Origin of the sequence: Sphaerisporangium sp. NPDC005289 (genome assembly GCF_040607455.1) — a bacterium.
Classification (GTDB): domain Bacteria; phylum Actinomycetota; class Actinomycetes; order Streptosporangiales; family Streptosporangiaceae; genus Sphaerisporangium; species Sphaerisporangium rhizosphaerae.
In genome coordinates this window covers 36,528-54,350 of the sequence record NZ_JBEXGS010000024.1, presented here as the reverse complement: position 1 = coordinate 54,350, position 17,823 = coordinate 36,528, and the positions used below count along the sequence as shown (strand labels likewise).

Sequence of the window (17,823 nt, the reverse complement as noted above, 5' to 3'; positions counted from 1 at the left end):
GCCCGCGGGACGGGCGCCGGGGATCGGATCAGTTGAGCTGGGTGAACCTCCACTGCTGGTTGGTGCCGCTGTTACAGGTCCACTGGACGAGCTGGACGTCGTTCGCCGTGGAGGCGTTGGGAACGTCCAGGCACTTGCCGCCGTTCGCCGAGATGACCCGGTAAACGTTCGTCCCGACGGATTCCAGGCGCCATCTCTGGTTGGCGGCGCCCGAGCATGCCGACTGCTGGACCAGGGCGCCGTCGGCGGTGGAGGCGCCCGCGACCTGCATGCACTTGCTGCTGTGCACGGCGGCCAGGGTGTAGGTCCCGCTTCCCGCGTCGGTCACCTTCCACTGCTGGTTGGTGCCTCCGCCGGCCGTCCACTGGATGACGGCGGCGCCGTCGGCGGTCGACTGTCCTCTGACGTCGGCGACCTTGCCGCTGTGCCCGGCGGTCAGCGTGTAGTTGCGCCCGCTCTGCGGGCCACCGGTGTTACTGCCGCCCTGGCCGACGCCCTGGCCGTTGAAGGTGATCGAGTCGAGGTCGTAGGCGTTCGCCGTCGGCGCCCGGAACACCAGGTAGTAGTTGTGGGTGCCACCGGGGTTGGTGACCGTCGCCGCCGGCAGGGACTGGTAGGTGTTCGAGCCGCCGGTGCTCGGCACCGAGCTGGAGGCGACGAGCGTCCCGGTCGGCGAGTCGGCGCGCAGCTCGATCGATCCGCCCGTGTTGGACGCCGCCGAGACGCGGAAGGACACCGAGTCGATCCCGGACAAATTCATCGGCGTGTAGGAGACCCAGTCGCCGCCCGAGATCTCGCCGACGCGCCTGCCGCCCTCGGCTCCGCTCTGGTCGACGACCTGGACGCCCGACGAGCCGGTGAAGAACTCCGCCTGCTTGTGCTTGGGCTGCAGCGTGATCCCGGTGCTGCCCTTCAGGCCGCTCTTGTCGGTGTACTCGGCCAGCAGCACGTAGTAGACGTTGGCGGCCTCGTCGTGCCCGGACGCGGTGGTCGTGATCGTTCCGGAGCAACCGGTGACCTGGCCGGTGTCGTGGCTGTGCGTGTCGTGCCCGAGCGCGGGGATCACCGTCACCTTCGAGCAGTCGATGGTGCCGTCCTCGGGATCGGTGACGGTCACGTTGTAGTTGACGGTGTCACCGAAGTTGATGAACCCGCCGTCCGGCGGAGCGCTGAAGGCGACCGTGGGACGGGTGTTGCCCACCCCGATGGTCAGGGTGATGGTGCCGGTCTTCCCGCCGGAGTCCTTTACGGTCAGCCTGGCGGTGTAGGTGCCGTTGGAGCTGTAGGTGTGGGACGGGTTCGCGCTGGTGGAGGTTCCGCCGTCTCCGAAGTCCCAGGCGTAGGTGATCGCGTCGCCGTCCGGGTCCGACGAGCCGGCGGAGGAGAACGCGACGGTCAGCGGCGCGCTGCCGGTGTCCGGCGTGGCGCCGGCCTTGGCGATCGGGGAGCGGTTGCCGCCTCCGCCGCCGATGTAGTCGATCCGGTAGATGCCGTCGTCGGTGTTGCTGTGGCCGAAGCCGTTGCCCCAGTCGGCGTAGTACAGGGCGCCGTCCGGGCCGAACTTCATGTCGACCGGCGCGTGCAGGGAGAGCGACGGGACGAAGGAGTTGATCTTCAGCAGGTTGCCGGAGGAGTCAAGCCGCAGTTCCTTGACGAAGTTGCGGCTCCACTCGTAGAAGAACGGCGTCTTGTCGAAGTACTCCGGGAACTTGCGGTCGGAGGAGCTGTTCGGGTCGTAGTGGTAGAACGGGCCGCCCATCGGGGCCGCGCCGCCGCAGCAGTTGATCTCGGGGAACTCCGCGGAGGCGTGGTAGTTGTACCAGATGGTGGCGGACTTGGCCGCGGGCAGGTTGGTCAGCCCCGTGTTGTTGGGCGAGTTGTTCACCGGCGCCGAGCAGTTGAACTTTGAGCCGGAGGTGTTGGTGGAGAAGTTGAAGTCGTTGAACGGGATGTTGTTGCCGACGCAGTAGGGCCAGCCGTAGTTGCCCGGCTCCTTGATCAGGTTCCACTCGACGGTGCCCTCGGGACCCCGGTTGGAGTTCGCCGACCCCGCGTCGGGACCGTAGTCGGCCGCCGAGATCCAGCCGGTGTCCTTGTCGACCGAGAAGCGGAACGCGTTGCGGAAGCCCATCGCGTAGATCTCGGGGCGCGTCTTGGCGGTCCCGGGCGCGAAGAGGTTGCCGCTCGGGATGGTGTAGGTGCCGTCGGACTCGGGGTGGATGCGCAGGATCTTGCCGCGCAGGTCGTTGGTGTTGGCCGCGGACCGCTGGGCGTCGTAGTGCTCGCGCCCGGACCGCTCGTCGATCGGGGCGTACCCGCTGGAGCCGTTGGGGTTGGTGTCGTCCCCGGGTGCGATGTAGAGGTTGCCGTTCGGGCCGAACGCCATGTAGCCGCCGGTGTGGCCGGGCTCGTCGACGTTGCGGTACGCGGGAACCTCGAGGATCTTCTTCTCGCTGGACAGGTCGAGCGTGGTGCCGTTGAGCGTGAACCGGGACACCCGGTTCACCTCGCCGCCGTTGCTGGGCGAGTAGTTGAGGTAGATCCAGCGGTTGGTGGCGAAGTTCGGGTCGAGCGCCAGGCCGATGCCGCCGTCCTCGCCGCCGTCGTACACCGACAGGGTGCCGATCGTGCGGGGGGATCCGCCGGGGGCGATCATGTTGACCTTGCCCGACCGGGAGATGTAGTAGAGCGTGCCGTCGGCGGCCACTTCCAGCTCCATGGGCTGGTCGGGCGCGCCGTCCAGGGTGACCTTCTGGAACCGGGTCGAGACCGTGCCGCCGCAGTCGCCGGGTTCGTAGCCCGCCGCCCACTTGACCCCGCCGAGCAGGTGCTGCTTGAACAACGTCTCGGAGTAGGAGGAGGCGTTGTGGCCCATCGCGGTGGCCCACACCCGGCCGCCCTCAGGGTTGTGACACCAGGAGATGGGGTGGTCGGCGCCCATCTTGTTCGCACCGGCGTCGTAGGTCGTCTCGTCGGCCGTGACCAGCACGTGGACGCTGCCGCGCATGTTCTTGTCGAAGTTGTACCACTCTTCGGTGCGCGTCCACCGGTCCGGCAGCCCCACGGTCGACGGGTGCACCTTGTCGGCGACCTTGGCCGTGCCCTGCACGATGGAGGAGTGCTGGGTCATGTGTGCGCCGCCCAGCACGACCTGGTCCCACCAGGGGAACTGCGACTCGATGTTCTGGTCGACGGCGTTGTGGATCGCGACGATGCCGTGGCCACTGCGCACGTACGCCTGCGCGGCCGCGCGCTGCGAATCGTTGTCCCAGACCATGCCGGAGGTCTGGAGCATGATCACCGCGTCGTAGTTGTTCAGGTTGGTCGTGTTGAAGACGCTGGAGTCTTCGCTCCGGTCGAGCTGGAAGTTGTTGGCGGCGGCGAGTTGCTGGAACATCGTGATGCCGGCGCTGATCGAGTCGTGCCGGTAGGCGCCGGACGCCGTCTTGCTGAACAGCAGCACCCTGTACAGGGGCGCCGCCGCGTTGGCCGCCGGCACCGCGCCGAACGGCAGCATCAGCAGCACGGCGGTCAGGATGAGGAGCAGGCGTGGTCTTCGCATTCGGGATCTCCAGGGGACGGACGACGCCGGCTCTCGGCCGGCGCCGCGGAGGAGGAGCGGGATTTCGATGACGGGGGTGGTCACCTCCAGAGGGTGCGCAGGAAGGACAGTCCCTCGGTGGCGAGGGCGTCCTGGGTCGGGGCGAGCGGGCGCCAGATGGACGCGGCGGTGGCGATGGTCGTGTTGTCGGCGGTGAAGGACTCGATCACCAGCGGACCGGCGTAGCCCGCGTCGCGAACGGCGGCGGCGAAGCCGGGCCAGTCGAAGTGGTCGGCGCCCGGGGCGCCGCGGTCGGTCCCGCACACCTGGATGTGCGCGATCCGGTCGCCTGCCAGCCGTACCGCCCGCGCCGGGTCCTTCTCCTCGATGTTCATGTGGTAGGTGTCCAGGGCGAGGCCGCAGTCGTCCGGGAGGGCTTCGAGGGCCTGCTCGACGGTGTTCAGCAGGCTGGTCTCGTACCGGTTGAGCGGTTCGACGCCGATCCGGACCCCGCACTCGCCCGCGTGGGCGAGCACGGGCTTGAGGTTCTCCCCGAGTTCGGCGTAGACGGCGCGGCGCTCGTCCGGGCTCATCGGCCAGACCCGGCCGACGGAGGCGTAGGCGGGCCCGCTCACCGCGGGCGCGCCCACGGCCACCGCGACGTCCACGCAGTGCCGCAGATAGTCCTGGGTCTCCCCGATGGTCCAGCTCGGCGCGCTGACCAGTTCGCGCCCTATGGGCATCGTGAGCACGACCGACGCGCCCAGCCCGAGCTCGGCCAGCAGGTCCGCCGCCCTGCGGGGGTCCCATTCGCCCGGCCGCTCGACCGGCAGTTCGATGACGTCGAACCCCCACTCCGCGATGCGCGGCGCCAGGGCGGCCAAGGAGTCGTCGGTGAGCGGCGAGACCCACACCCAGGTGTTGACGCCGATCAAGGCTTGCCACCCCACTTCTCGGGGTAGCCGGGCAGGTCCTCGCAGCCGCACAGCGCGTAGTGCAGCGGCGGCATGCCGGGCTTGAGGTAGGTGGCGAGGTTCTCCTGGGTGACCGTCGGCTGGGGCAGGTTCCACACCTTCGGCACCTGCTCGCCCTTGAGGATCTTGAGCGCGGCGATCACCGGGGTCCGCCACTGGTAGGTCGGGTAGGTCGGGGCGATCGCGGTCAGCTTCGCGTCGCTCCACTTCTGCAGGAAGTCCTCCTGGTCCTCGCCGTTGATCGGCGGCACGGGCTGCCCCGCGTCCTCGAAGGCCTCGACCGCGGCGACGGCGTTGGCGCCCGCGTCCATCCAGACGCCGTCGATCTTGCCGTGCCGCTGGATGTAGTCGCCGACGATGCTCTTGGTCTTGGCGGCGTCGCCGTCGGTGAACTCCACCCCGACGACGTCGAGGTCGCTCTTGTCGAAGGCGATCTTCGCCGCCGACCAGCGGGTCTCCAGGACGTCCACGCCGGGAAGGATGCGCAGGGCGAGGATCTTCCCGCCGGCGGGCACCTTGCCGACGAGGAACTCAGCGGCCTCGGCGCCGAAGGCGTAGCCGCCGATCGGCTTGATGAAGGTGACCGGGCAGTCGGTCTGCACTCCCCGGTCGAACACGATCACGGGCAGCTTCGGGCACGCCCCGGAGACCGCGGGGGTAAGCGTCGCGGTGGTGTTCGGCGAGATGATCAGCGCGTCGCAGCCCTTGCCCTGCAGTTCGGCGATGTCGGAGATCTGTTTGTCGTCCTTGCCCTCGGCGTCGAGCATGGTGAACTTCTTGATCTCCTTGTGCAGGCCGACCTCCGCCTGCATGGTCTTCAACCCGACCTGCCGCCACGGGTTGTTGACCGCGGCGTTGGAGAAGCACAGGTGATAGGGCCCGTCCTTCTTGTGCTCGGCGGTGTCGACCAACTGGGGGTCGATGCTCTGCTCCCACGGCTTGCCGTCCGGGCCGGTCGGCTGCGCCGACCGCATCGCCATCTGGGCGTCGTAGTCGCCCTGCACGAAGAACTTCGACTGCTCTCCGGTGTTCGAGCCGGACGACGGAGCCGCCGAGGCCGCGGCCGTCGTCGGCGCGGCGGAGGCGGTGGGCCTGTCGGTGGTGCACGCGGCCATCGACGCCACCAGTCCGGCCAGTGCCACGCCGGCGAGGGCTTGCCGCGAGGAATATCGCAAGGTCGTTCCTTTCGATCGGTATCGGGTCAGGTCGCCGCGGCTCTTCTGCGCGGGAGGCTCACGGCTCCCAGCGCCACCGCGGCGATGATGATGACCCCCTGCACGGCCGGCTCCAGTGCCCCCGAGATGCCGTACAGATTGAGCAGGGTGAACAGCGCCTCCAGGGTGAAGGCGCCCGCCATCGCGGCGACCACGGAGCCGCGGCCGCCACCGAGGGCCACGCCGCCGAGCACCACCGCGGTGATGGCCTGGAATTCGAGACCGGCGCCGACCTGCGCGGAGACGCCGGCGAAGCCGCCGAGCAGGATCGCCGCGACCGCCGCGGAGAGCCCGGAGATCATGAACGCCACCGTCCGGACCCGCGCGACCCGGACTCCGGACAGGACCGCGGCCCGGTCGTTGTCGCCGGCCGCCACCAGCGTGCGGCCGAAGTCGGCGCGCATGGCCAGCACCGCCACGGCCCCGGCCACCACGAGGATCAGCACCGACCAGGGCACCGGGCCGAGGCTCCCGCGGCCGAGCTCGCGGAACTGCGAGGACAGGGCGCCGCGGGGCGCTCCGCCCGTCCACAGGAAGACGGCCCCGGACAGGATCAGCAGCATGCCGAGGGTGGTGATGAACGACGGCACCCGCAGCAGGGTGGTGACGACTCCGTTGACCAGCCCGGCCAGCAGCCCCAGGGCGATCAGCAGGGCCAGCACGGGCCAGGTCGCCTCCGCCGAGCCGTCGATGAGCCGGGCGGCGATCACCACCTCGGCGGTGACCAGCGAGCCGACCGACAGGTCGTACTCGCCGGACACGATCACGAAGTACTGCCCGGCCGCGAGGATCACCAGCGGCGCGGCGCGCTTGACGAAGGCGAGGAAGGCGGGCGGCTCCAGGAAGTACGGGTTGATGACCGCGATGGCCACCAGCAGCCCGGCCAGCACGACGAAGATCGGCAGCGCTCGCCTCATGCCGTACGCCTCCCGCGCGCGTAGATCGCCAGGGCGGCCACCAGGACCACGCCGCGCACGACGTCCTTGGCGAAGGAGTTGATCTCCAGCTGGTTGAAGACGCTGTCGAGGACGGCGAGGAGCAGGACTCCGCCGACGGTGCCGGCGACCCCGCCGCGGCCACCGGCCAGCGCCGTCCCGCCGAGCACGACCGCGGCGATCGACTCCAGGTCGTAACCGCCGTCGGTGCCCACCGTCGGAGCGCCCGCCCCGAGCCTGGAGGCGAGCAGCAGCCCGGCGATCCCGGCGCAGAGCGAGCACAGCACGTGGGCGACGACCACGACCCGCCCGGTCCGCACGCCCGACAGCCGCGCGACCTCGGCGTCCCCGCCGACGGCGTAGATCCGGTGGCCCAGGCGCGTCCTGCTCAGCAGGAACCACGCCGACACCGCCACGGCGGCCCACAGCAGCGCCGACACCGGCAGCGGGCCGATGCGGTCGTACCCGAGATGCTGGAAGGAGGGCGGCACGCTCCCGGCCGGCCCGTCGTACCGCCAGTCCAGCACTCCTCTGATGATCAGCGCGACCCCGAGTGTGGCGATGAAGGGGTGCACCCTGAGCCGGGTGACCACCAGTCCGTTCACCAGCCCGACCGTCGCGCTCACCGCGAGCGCCGCGGCGACCGCGGGCACCACCCCGGCGTCCCCGCCTGCCATGATCTCGGCCGCCACCAGGGAGGTCAGGCTGATCAGGTAGGCCACCGACAGGTCCAGGCTTCCGGTCAGGATCGCCACGGTCTGCCCCACGGCGACGATTCCCAGCGCCGCCGACCGCTGCTGGATCCCGACGACGTTCTCAAGGCCCAGGAACCCGCCGCCGTCCAGTTCGAACAGCACCCAGCCCAGCGCGATGAGCAGGACCAGGGCCAGGTACACCGCGCGCGCGGGCCGATCGGCCGACATCCACCCGAGATGGGCCACGCGAGCGGGGACCCGCCGCGGTTTGACGTGCTCGGTCATGACGCGGCCGCCAGGCGCATGACGTCCTCCTCGGACGGGCCGGCCGGCAGCACACCGGTGACGCGGCCTTCGCGGAGCACCACGATGCGGTCGCTCATGCCGATGAGCTCGGGAAGCTCGGAGGAGATCATGAGGATCGCCATGCCACCGCGTGCCAGTTCGCGCATCAGGTCGTGGATGGCGGCCTTGGCTCCGACGTCGACGCCGCGGGTGGGTTCGTCGAACAGCAGAACGCGCGGCGCGACCGCCATCCACTTGGCCAGCACGACCTTCTGCTGGTTTCCTCCGGACAGTAATCGGACCTCCTGCGCGGGCCGGGGTGGTCTGAGCCCCACGCGCTCCAGCAACCGGTCCACTCCCTCCAGGCGCCGCCCGGTGGCCCGGGCGACCAGCAGGGCGTTGTCGCGCACCTGCTGGTCCAGGAGCAGCCCCTCGGCCTTGCGGTCCTCGGTGACCAGCCCGATTCCGGCCACGATGCCCTCGCGGGGCGTCCGGGGACGGCATGGGATCATCTCGCCGGTGGTGAAGGGCTCGGCGCCGAACAGCGCCTTGGCCAGTTCGGTGCGGCCCGAGCCCTGCAGTCCGCCCAGCCCGACGATCTCGCCCGCCCGAAGGTCGAGGTCGATGCCGCGCAGCTTGGCGTTGCCGCCGCCGCGCACGCGCAGCACCACCTCCCCGGGCGGCTGCGCGGCCCGGGGCGGGAAATAGGAGTCCAGCTCCCGTCCGACCATCAGACCGACCAGCGCGGCGGGGGTCAGCGTGGACGCGGCGGCGGTGGTGACCCGGACGCCGTCCTTGAGCACCGTGATGCGGTCCGCGAGCTCGAAGATCTCGCGGAGCCGGTGCGAGATGTACAGGACCGCGATCCCGCGCCCGGTGAGCCGCCGCACCAGGGTGTAGAGCAACTCGACCTCGTGGTCGGCCAGGGCGGCGGTCGGCTCGTCCATCACCACGATGCGCGCGTTCAGCGACAGCGCCTTGGCGATCTCGACGACCTGCTGCTGCGCGACCGACAGCCGCCGGACGAGATCGCGCGGGCCGAACGACTCCTCACCGAGCGAGCGCAGCAGCTCACCGGTCGCCGACTCCATCGCGGCCCGGTCGACCAGCCCCCACCGCCCCGGTTCCCGGCCGAGGAACACGTTCTCGGCGACCGTCCGCTCCGGCAGCAGAGTGAACTCCTGATGGATGATCGCCACCCCGGACCGCTGCGCCTCGACCGGATGCCCGAACACCACACGCCGGCCGTCGATCTCGATCGTCCCCTCGTCCGGGATGTGCACCCCTGCGAGGATCTTCATGAGCGTGGACTTGCCGGCGCCGTTCTCCCCCACTACGGCGTGCACCTGTCCGGCGGCCGCTTCCAGGTCCACGTCCCGTAGGACCCGGACGCCCAGGAAGCTCTTGCCGATGCCGGTCATCTTCAGCACGCGACCCGCCCCGCGGGGCATGCGCCGGCGCCGGCCGGGGCGGGAACGGCGCGCGGTGTCACGGCGGTGAGCCCGGCCATGACGAGTCTGCGTACCGCGTGTGGCGCGGCTTCGCGCATGGGCGCTCCTAACGAGGATGCGGGGGTGGGCGGATGACCAGGGCGGCGGCCGTGGTGGTGGCGGTCGGCCGTCGCCATCGCGGCGAAGGTCACTCGTCGCGGCGTGGAGGTCCTCCGGGCGGATCTTGTGCGGATGCGGGTATGGGTGTGGGCCGCGGGTGCGGATGTGGGGCGCGGGTGCGGGTGTGGGTGTGGGGCGCGGGTGTGGGTGTGGCGTGGCCGACGTCCGGCGCGGTCCGCCGGACGATCCGGCAGGCGTCGCGCCGGAGCCCGCACGCACGGGTCGGGAGCCGCCGGTCCCGGCGGTCTCCACCTCTGGTGGTGCGGGGGCCCTACCTGGCCGCCACGCGGCCGGACGGGCGCACCCCTCCACCGGCTGCGATGAAGGCGGCGGACAGGGCACTCTGCGTGCGGCCCCGCGGGGTGGCCGGGGTCAGGTGTCCCGCGACCACCGTGCGCGACCGGGTGTAGCCGGTGCGTCCCTCCGGGGGTCGCCTCGTCCGCGAAGCTTGTTCCGATCGGTCACGTGCTTCTCCAGGTTGGCATGGCCTCGCGAGGCATGACATGGGATGTCTCCGAAGCCGGCAATGGAAGCCGACGTGGCCGACCACGCTGTGAAGGAGCCGTGAGGCGCCTCCACACCCGCCGAGATGTGGCCCAGCCGTACAAGTCCTCGAAGGATGTGTGACCCGAGGTCTTGGCTACCAATTACGTTGGATCGCCTCGGGCGCGTCAAGACCTTAGGCATGCCTATTTTCCGGGATCGGCGGTCCGGCCTCCGGTACGGCCGACGTCATTTCGCTGCTCACCAGCCCGAATGGCCGCGCCGCGCACCCTGGACACCTGGTGTCTCGATCCCGCTCCGTCGAAATGATTCATACACATAGATGGGATGTCTCGGGCTCGTCCACGGTCATCGACGCCGCGGACCCTCCTCACCACACCCGCCGACCCGCAAGGCGCATGAATGTTTCATTCCTCGCACGCTCCGAGGCGGGCGAGCGTCGCTGACGAAGTACCGGTTGGCGCCTCAAGCAGCTGGAGGGAAGCGGCCGGAGGCTTGACAGGCGCCGTGCGGCCATGTGTGCTCTCTGGACCTGGCGTCACATCCAACCGCCGATGGAGAAACGCCGGGCTTTTCCGACAGTAGCCATCATCGACACCATGGCCGCGCCCGTCTTCGGGTATGCGGCGAGGCCGTTCGGCCGCGCCCGTACTCGAATCGGTTCGACGGCCACTGCCGAGGGCGCTTCGGGAGCGGCCACTCGATGCGCCCGTTCCCGCGGCGATCCTCCCTCGGGGCGTGCCGGCTCCCGTCGGCTTCTCCGGGGCGCGGTAATGCCTCCTGCACCTCGTCAAGGATTCGACGACGAGGCCCTTTGCCGGATCGCGCAGGTCTGAGCACCGGGAGGGAGGGCGGCCAGCCCCGGTACGCCCTCCCCCTCCGGTGCTCGCGGGTACGGTGGCCATTCTCGAAGAGTGCGCCCCACTCCTCTCACCGCACCCGAGCTTGTCACCCGTGAATCACACCTTCAACGGTAGGCGGCCGGGCGGCAGTTTGCAACTATTCCTACTAGCTTTACATGGTTAGTTCGCGCTTCCCCATAAGCCGGCGGACCGGCCGACAAGCATCGGGCAAGTGATCCACGGCATCGTGGGAAGGGTCCTAGGAAGGCCGCGGCGACGGTGTGGAGACAGCAGCCATGAGCGGTACGGTGCTCGTCCTCACCGAGGACGGCGACCCCCAGGCGCGGCACGTCGCCCGCGCCCTCGCCGGACGGGGAGCCGACACGCTGGTCCTGGTGCCGGAATGGTTCCCCGGCTCCGCGCGGCTGTCGGTGACCCTCGACCCGTCGGGATCGGCCCGGCGCACACTGGTCACCGGAGACCGCCGCCTCGACCTCGACCGGCTCACCTCCGTCTGGTTCCGGCGCCCCGGCCCCCCGGCCGGGGCCGGTTCCGTCGAAAGCGCCGTCCAGCAGAACGGGTTCGCCTCGGACGTGTGGGACACCCTGGCCTGCCCTGCCGTCCCGGCGTCCCGTGCGGTGATCCAGCGGGCCCAGCGCAAGCTCTACCAGCTCTCGGTGGCCGGCCGGCTCGGCTTCGAGCTGCCTTCCACGCTGATCAGCACCGACCACGACGAACTGCTCGACTTCTACCTCGCCCACCAGGGGCAGATCGTCACCCGGGTGCTCGACCGGCCGTGGGCCATTCCCGAGCGCAACCCGTCAGAGGACGAGGTCATCACGCTCTCCGACCCGCACGGGACGGGCCCGTTCCCGCTGGTGGCCCAGGCGCACGTGCTGCGCCGGCTGGCCCTGCGGGTGGTCGTCACCGGCGCGCGGCTGTTCGCCGCCGAGATCCACTCGCCCAGGAGCACGCGGCGGCTGCGCCCGCACCGGCTGCCCGAGGACGTGCACCGGCGCTGCCTGCGCCTCATGCGGCACCTCGGGCTGTCTTTCGGGACGATCGACCTGACCCTGACCCCCGAGGGCCGCTACGTCTTCCTGGAGGTCAACCCCGAGGGAGGCTTCCTGCTGATCGAGCAGATCACCGCCATGCCCATCACCGAAGCCCTCTGCGACCTCCTGCTCACCCCGCCGGCGCCGGAACAGGCATGAATCCCCCGCCGTCGCCCGGACCGGCGGAGACCCGCCGGTCCGGGCGACACGGTCAGAGGCGGAGGAAGGCGAGGTCCACGGCGTCGGCCATGGCCTGGGCGCCCGCGTCGTTGGGGTGCAGGTGGTCGCCGCTGTCGAGGTCGGGGCGGATGGCATCCGGCTCGCTGGGGTCGGCCACGGCGTGCGCGTAGTCCACGACCGCGTCGAACACCCCGGAGGTGCGGATCCAGTCGTTGACCGCTCTGCGCACGACCTGGCCCTCCGGGGTGTCCACACCCGGGTAGATCGTGCCCAGGTACGGTCCCATGGTCCCGCCGATGACGGTCAGGCCCGCGTCGCGGGCCCGCCGGGCCAGCTCGGCGAAACCGGCCGTGAGGTCGTCGGCGGACGGCGGCCGATCGCCGTTCGCGGAGCCGAGGCCGATGTCGTTCAGCCCGAAGTGCAGCAGGACGTGGGTCGCGCCCGGCACCGACAGGACGTCCCGGTCGAAGCGCGCGAGCCCGCGCAGGCCCACCTCGTCGGTCAGCAGGCGGTTGCCGCCGAGACCCTGGTTCACCACCCAGCCGCGCTCCAGCCGGGCGTTGAGGAGGTTGGGGAAGCGGCGGTTGGCGCCGTGGGTGGTGCCGGCCCCCTCGAACCAGGAGTCCCCGAAGGCCACGGCCACGGCGGTCCCCTCGGGGGCCAGGACGTCCACGCCGGTGATGAAGAAGCGGGAGTCGACCTCCTCGGCGGCCGGAAGCGAGGACGCCGACACCGCGTCGCCCTCGGCCACGTAGCCGGTCTCCAGCGGAGTGTGGGAGTAGGTCGCCGGGCCGGTCTCCTCCGGCAGGTACAGGCTCACGGCCAGGTCGGTCCCCGCGCTGACGGCCAGATGCACGGTGTCGGAGGTCACCTCGGCGCCGGGGGCGAGGGTCACCTCGGCGGCGCCGCCGAACGTGAGCGGCGCGTCGGTGCCGGGAAGGATCTCGTCGCCGGACTTCCGTAAGGCCACCCGGCCGGCGGCCACCACGAGCGGCCGGTCGCCGAAGCGGTTGGTGAGCAGCACGCGAAGCGCCTCTCCCCCGCCGTCGAGGTGGAGGATCTGCCGGAGGGTCTGGCCGGCGAAGCCGCGGGGCTCCTTGAAGCTGAAGCTTTCACCCGGGCTGAGAACGGCTGAGCGGAACGCGGCGGTCCAAGTCGTCGTCATGGCGGTCCAGAACACCCGCGCGTACCACCCTGTTCCCGATATAGGCGGCAGATGACTTCCTCAGCTGATCCTCCCGGCATATTCTCCAGCGATACTCGCCCGGGAAGCGGCTCAGAGGAGGAACACGATGTCACGGCGTTCCGGAGCAGTGAAATGGTCGCTATGCGCACTCGGGCTGACGCTCCTGGCTCAGGGGCAACCCGCCTCGGCAGCCGCCAACGGGCCCGTACGCCCGGTCGGCGGCCCGGCCGCCGCCACCGGCACGACTGCGAACCGGGCGGCCGATTTCACGGTCTTCGCCTTCAGCCAATCCGACGTGGAGCAGGAAGACCCGCAAGTGTACACGCTGGTCCCGGACGTCAACATCAGGGCCATCGGGAAATGGTCCACCAACGGTGATGAGCCGGCCGACTACAACTTCGGCCAGATCAGGCGTTACCACGACAAGGGCATCACGTTCATGGGCAGCGGGACGTCCAGCGTCATCTTCCCGCAGGACTTCCCCAGCGCCGAAGTGTTCGACGACATGTCGACGCGTGACGCGAACGGCGATCCGGTCCCCCACGACGAGTTCGGGTTCCCCGAGCCCGCACGCCGGGGCAACCTGTTCAACCCGAAATATCGCCGGTACCTGCTGCACTGGGCCGAGATCCAGGTCGACGGCGGCGTGGACGGGGTCACCTTCGACGAGGTGAACGCCGGGTTCAGCGGCGGGCAGAAGTACGGCTTCAATGGCAACGAGGGATTCGACGACTACGCCATCGCCGACTTCACCCGATACCTGCTGAACAAGTACCCCGCTTTCACGGCCGCCGACTGGAAGAGCCGTTTCGGGATGACCGACGGCAACCTCCCGAGGCGCGACGTCCCCGCCGGAGACCTGACGCGCAACTTCGACTACCGCACCTACCTCAAGGCGAACGGCTGGAACGCAGACCCCCTCGCCTCCGCCAATCCGCTGGCCGGCGAGTGGGGGCGGGTGACCGCCAACCGGATGTACGCCGAGGACACCTCGTTCACCGGGATCTACCTGCGGCGCTACTGGAAGCAGATGGTGGACGAGCTGCGTGCCTACGCGCTGCGGACGGCGCACCGCCGGATCCTGATCTCCTCCAACGGGCTCCTGCCGTACGTGGACTTCAACAGCGTCGGGATGTATCCCTGGAATCCCGACGAGCAGACGCCCGACTACCGGGGCGCCGACTACGTCCCCGTCGTCGGCGGCCACCTGAACGGCGCCAAGTCGCTGCAGGCCAACTACCGGTACCTGAAGGACCAGAGCCGCCGGATCGCCGGCGACGTCCCGGTGACCGTCTTCATCGACTGGCCGAACGACATGATGACCAACTACCTGAACCTGCCGCTCGCCGAGAAGCAGGACTACTGGAAGATCTTCGGCGCCGAGGCCTACGCCAACGGGCTCTTCCCGGCCTTCCACCTGAAGGACACGGTCGGCAGCCCGACCGCCGAACAGTACGGCATGCTCGACTTCTTCCGGACCTACACCCGGTTCTACAAGGATCACCGGTCGCTCTTCCAGCGCAACGACATCGGGGCGCAGGCCGTGACCGTCGGGACGGCAGGCGTGTCGGCGAGCCTGCTCCAGCAGCGCGGCACCGGAGCGCGGTCCATCCACCTCGTCAACCACAACTACGCCCAGGGAATCGTCCCGCAGAGCCGACTCAGCGTGCAGACGCGGCTCCCGCAGTGCCCGCGAAAGGTCTCCCTGATCTCCCCCGACTTCGCCGGATCGAAGACCCCCGCCTCCTCCTGTCACCAGGGCCAACTGACCATCACCGTCGACCGCCTCGACCACTACGACATCCTCACCCTGAACTGAGGTCCCGCTTCCTCCTCCACAGCATCCAGTGCGGTGACCGCAGACGTTCACCGGGTGCGGCCCTCCACCCCGGCCACATGCTGCAGTGACCGGCGCCGAGTCGGCGAGTCGCGGTACGGCGATGCCGGCGCCCGCTACGGCGCCCGAGTCGGTGAACGTTCGTGGAGAGCGCACTATTTGCACGCCCCGGCGGTCAGGGTCACGCCAGGTGCACGCCCTGGGCTGTGGCGAGGATGCCGAGGGAGCGGAGCTCCTCATCGAGGGCCCGCACGTGCTTGTTGCCCGCCCAGGGCTGCAGGCGTGCGCGGGCCTGCCGTACGGAGTCTGCGAGCCGGGTTGAGCTGTGCCTTACGGTGGTCCGCGCCGCGCCACGGATCTTGTCGACCGCGCCGGGGATCTCCCGTTTCCGGGTGAGCGCCTCGGCGTAGTGGAGCAGGGCATGCCCGCGCGCGAGGCTGAGGGTCGTCGGCGCCGCCAGTGTGCGAAGGACGGATCCGATCGCTTCATCGGGCCGCCCCCAGTGGAGTTGGCAATCGGCGGTGCTGGCCTGCACTTGGCCGACCGTCCACCAGTACAGATAGGCGGGGTCGGCCTCGGTTCTCGGCTGCTCGACCATGCCGCTCGCATAGGCCAGCGCTCGCTCACTCTCGTTCGTCTCGCCACGGCGAGCCAGCACGCGGGCGAGTTCCATCGCGTGAACTGAGCGCGTCAGATTGCTGGGACTGTGCCGCGCCCAACCTTGGGCGGCGTAGACGTGGTCGAGCGCCTGCCCTATCTGGCCTCGATAGACGGCCACGTAACTGAGGCAGGTGTGGAGGTAGGCGATCATCGTGCCGTCGCGGATCTCGTGGGCGGCGGTGAGCCCCTCCTGATAGCGCAGACGTGCGCCTTCATGATCCATCAGGTCGTGGTGGAGCCAACCGGCGAACTGACTGAGCTCGGCGTAGGAGTAGGTGAGGCGGTCACGCAGGTCCGGGAGCAAAGTAGTGCGGCTGAGCAGGTCGGTGACGAGGCGGCGTTGGCCGTCGACGATGGGCAGGACGGTCTGCGGGCCGAAGTCGTCGTCCAGGCGGCGGCACCGGGCGGTGAGCTTCTCGATCACCTCCACGGTAGCGGCGTCCACGCGGGCGGAGGCGCGGACGGCCGCGGCCAGACGGTCCTTCTCCGGCGGGGACAGATGGCGGAGCAGGATCACAGCGGGGGCTCCGCCGAGCGCCAGGGCCAGCTCGAACAGCAGATCGCGGCGCTTCACATCGGCCTCCTCGGCTCCGAGAGCACGCAGCAGCGAGGCGCAGTCCTGCGGCGTGGGGACAGGAACCGTGTCGCGTGCCGCTTCCAGACTCATGGTGACATGACCGGGAATCGGGCTCGGGACGCGAGAAGGCCGCTGTGCCGGGAGGTGCCGATGATCCGTCCGGTCGATGAGCTGCCGGTCGCGGACGCTGTAGGAGGCGTACACCTCGTCGGTGATCAGGTGGCGGGCGGCGGTGCGATAGACCTGCGCGAACAGCGCCACCGTGCGCGCGGTCGGCCGCTTGCCGCGCCTCGGCCAGTGCTCGAAGTCGTACAGCCGTGACTCCCGCAGCGCGGCGGTGCCGGCCGGATCGAGATCGTTGTACAGCGCCACGGCCTCGGTGGCGGTACGCCCATGGGCGTACCGGTACAGCCGCAGCGGACTCACCTCGTGGTACACCGAGAACAGCTCGGCGATCTGCTCGAAGCCGTAGCCCTTGGCCCGCAACGCCTCACTGCGCCGCCGGCATTCGAGCAAGGTGTGGACCGCTTCGCCTGACATCACGCAACGCCTCCCCGGGTACGACGCGGTAGAGGAAATCTTACACACAACGTGCCCATATGATTACCTTGAGCGACGAAGATTGTGATGCTCGCCGTCGCCCGCGAGAGGCGGCGATCCGGGCGATCCTCCTCGTCCGGGCAGTTCACCGGCCCGTCGCAGGAGAGTGGTCCGGCCGGGCGAGGCGGGGATCAGCGAGCCGCGTCACACCGGCCATGGTTCTGGCTTGTGCACCCGCCCTTCGATTCCCGTGACGAGGAGGCCCGCGTGGCCGCCGATCCGGTCACGCTCCCCGACCTGCTCGCCGACGCCCATCGGTCCGGAACCCCACTCCCCGACCCGCTCCCGGACGGCCATCGGTCGGGGATCTCACTCCCGGACCCGCTCGCCGACGGCCATCCGCCGAGGTCCGAACCGATCAACGAGGCCGTACGGCTCGGCCCCGAGGTCCTCATCTGGCGGCGCGCCTTCTCCGCCAGGCCGGACCAGGCGGCCGAGGCCAGGAGGTTCGTCCGTTTTCTTCTCGGCAGCACCGTCTTCGTCGACGACGCCGAGTTGATCGTCGGCGAGCTGGCGGGCAACGCGATCCGCCACACCCGCAGCGGGCCGCCCGACGGCCACTTCACCGTGGAGATCACGCTGACCTCCGCCCGCCACGAGGCTCTCACCGTTCCGGCATCGGCGGTCAGCGTCCTGGTCACCGTGTACGACCTCGGCGGCGGCGGTGTCCCCCGGTTCGGCGACGACCGGCACGGCTCGTACGAGGAGAACGGACGCGGCCTGGCGATCGTGACCGCGCTCGCCACCCGCGCCGGCTACCAGGGCACCCCGACAGGCGGCCACCGAGTATGGGCCTACCTCACCACCCCGGACCCACGACCGCCACCCTCATGACCGCGCGCCGACCCGCGACGACCTCGTCCGGACCCGCTCCTTGAGCGCCGGCTCGTCGGTGTCGGCGATCCTTCGGCCCGGCACGCCTGGCCGGCCTCGTCACCGGACATTAAAGTGGTGAGCAGGCCGCCCCGGGGCCGATGGCCACCTGGGAGTCACGGCCTCGACTGTGTGTAGGTCCTCTTTCAGGCGTCACAGCCTGCTCGGATCGCGGGTCGTTCCGGGCGAAGCGTCACCCTCCGGGGGCGGCAACCCCCGGAGGCCGCCTCGCTTCGGCCGGCATGCGTTTCCGAT

General features: G+C 70.1%; 11 protein-coding genes. 3 read left to right on the top strand and 8 right to left on the bottom strand.

Translation table 11 applies throughout. The features are described 5' to 3' along the window. Positions 1-28 precede the first annotated feature (28 nt). The 6 genes from ABZT47_RS32070 to ABZT47_RS32045 form a co-directional block, all read right to left on the bottom strand. A complete protein-coding gene (locus tag ABZT47_RS32070) occupies positions 29-3,562 on the bottom strand; it encodes a ThuA domain-containing protein (protein WP_354850498.1) in 3,534 nt (1,177 codons plus the stop codon). 80 nt (positions 3,563-3,642) lie between these two features. Further along, positions 3,643-4,476, bottom strand: coding sequence for a sugar phosphate isomerase/epimerase family protein (locus ABZT47_RS32065; RefSeq protein WP_354850495.1), 834 nt, complete (start codon positions 4,474-4,476; stop codon positions 3,643-3,645). Next, entirely contained in the window at positions 4,473-5,630 is a 1,158-nt protein-coding gene (locus tag ABZT47_RS32060; protein ID WP_354850741.1) for a substrate-binding domain-containing protein, read from the bottom strand. Before ABZT47_RS32060 ends, ABZT47_RS32065 begins: the two co-directional genes overlap by 4 nt. A gap of 86 nt (positions 5,631-5,716) precedes the next feature. After that, entirely contained in the window at positions 5,717-6,646 is a 930-nt protein-coding gene (locus ABZT47_RS32055) for an ABC transporter permease (RefSeq protein ID WP_354850492.1), read from the bottom strand. Then, positions 6,643-7,587, bottom strand: a complete 945-nt coding sequence (locus ABZT47_RS32050) for an ABC transporter permease (RefSeq protein WP_354850489.1) — start codon at positions 7,585-7,587, stop codon at positions 6,643-6,645. Before ABZT47_RS32050 ends, ABZT47_RS32055 begins: the two co-directional genes overlap by 4 nt. Before the next feature lie 53 nt (positions 7,588-7,640). Continuing rightward, positions 7,641-9,065, bottom strand: a complete 1,425-nt coding sequence (locus ABZT47_RS32045; RefSeq protein ID WP_354850739.1) for a sugar ABC transporter ATP-binding protein — start codon at positions 9,063-9,065, stop codon at positions 7,641-7,643. A gap of 1,831 nt (positions 9,066-10,896) precedes the next feature. Here ABZT47_RS32045 and ABZT47_RS32040 point away from each other — a divergent pair. Continuing rightward, positions 10,897-11,814, top strand: coding sequence for an ATP-dependent carboxylate-amine ligase (locus tag ABZT47_RS32040; protein WP_354850487.1), 918 nt, complete (start codon positions 10,897-10,899; stop codon positions 11,812-11,814). A 52-nt stretch (positions 11,815-11,866) separates the two neighbouring features. Here the strand turns inward: ABZT47_RS32040 and ABZT47_RS32035 are convergent, their stop codons facing one another. Further along, on the bottom strand, positions 11,867-13,000 hold the full coding sequence (locus tag ABZT47_RS32035; protein WP_354850484.1) for an SGNH/GDSL hydrolase family protein: 1,134 nt from the start codon (positions 12,998-13,000) through the stop codon (positions 11,867-11,869). Positions 13,001-13,337: 337 nt separating this feature from the next. Between ABZT47_RS32035 and ABZT47_RS32030 the strand changes: the two genes are divergently transcribed. Next, positions 13,338-14,840, top strand: coding sequence for a hypothetical protein (locus ABZT47_RS32030; RefSeq protein ID WP_354850481.1), 1,503 nt, complete (start codon positions 13,338-13,340; stop codon positions 14,838-14,840). 199 nt (positions 14,841-15,039) lie between these two features. Here the strand turns inward: ABZT47_RS32030 and ABZT47_RS32025 are convergent, their stop codons facing one another. Beyond that, the gene (locus ABZT47_RS32025; protein WP_354850478.1) at positions 15,040-16,635 is read right to left on the bottom strand and encodes a hypothetical protein; all 1,596 of its coding nucleotides are present in this window, start codon (positions 16,633-16,635) and stop codon (positions 15,040-15,042) included. A 267-nt stretch (positions 16,636-16,902) separates the two neighbouring features. On the opposite strand from ABZT47_RS32025, the gene ABZT47_RS32020 reads away from it, so the two are divergent. Next, positions 16,903-17,529, top strand: a complete 627-nt coding sequence (locus ABZT47_RS32020) for an ATP-binding protein (protein ID WP_354850475.1) — start codon at positions 16,903-16,905, stop codon at positions 17,527-17,529. The last annotated feature ends 294 nt before the right edge of the window (positions 17,530-17,823 follow it).

What these genes read in the sequence shown, in the direction of transcription:
- ABZT47_RS32055 (WP_354850492.1), bottom strand. Translation starts at nt 6,646, where the DNA reads ATGAGGCGAGCGCTGCCGATCTTCGTCGTGCTGGCCGGGCTGCTGGTG.
- ABZT47_RS32070 (WP_354850498.1), bottom strand. Translation starts at nt 3,562, where the DNA reads ATGCGAAGACCACGCCTGCTCCTCATCCTGACCGCCGTGCTGCTGATG.
- ABZT47_RS32045 (WP_354850739.1), bottom strand. Translation starts at nt 9,065, where the DNA reads ATGACCGGCATCGGCAAGAGCTTCCTGGGCGTCCGGGTCCTACGGGAC.
- ABZT47_RS32025 (WP_354850478.1), bottom strand. Translation starts at nt 16,635, where the DNA reads ATGTCAGGCGAAGCGGTCCACACCTTGCTCGAATGCCGGCGGCGCAGT.
- ABZT47_RS32035 (WP_354850484.1), bottom strand. Translation starts at nt 13,000, where the DNA reads ATGACGACGACTTGGACCGCCGCGTTCCGCTCAGCCGTTCTCAGCCCG.
- ABZT47_RS32040 (WP_354850487.1), top strand. Translation starts at nt 10,897, where the DNA reads ATGAGCGGTACGGTGCTCGTCCTCACCGAGGACGGCGACCCCCAGGCG.
- ABZT47_RS32050 (WP_354850489.1), bottom strand. Translation starts at nt 7,587, where the DNA reads ATGTCGGCCGATCGGCCCGCGCGCGCGGTGTACCTGGCCCTGGTCCTG.
- ABZT47_RS32060 (WP_354850741.1), bottom strand. Translation starts at nt 5,630, where the DNA reads ATGGCCGCGTGCACCACCGACAGGCCCACCGCCTCCGCCGCGCCGACG.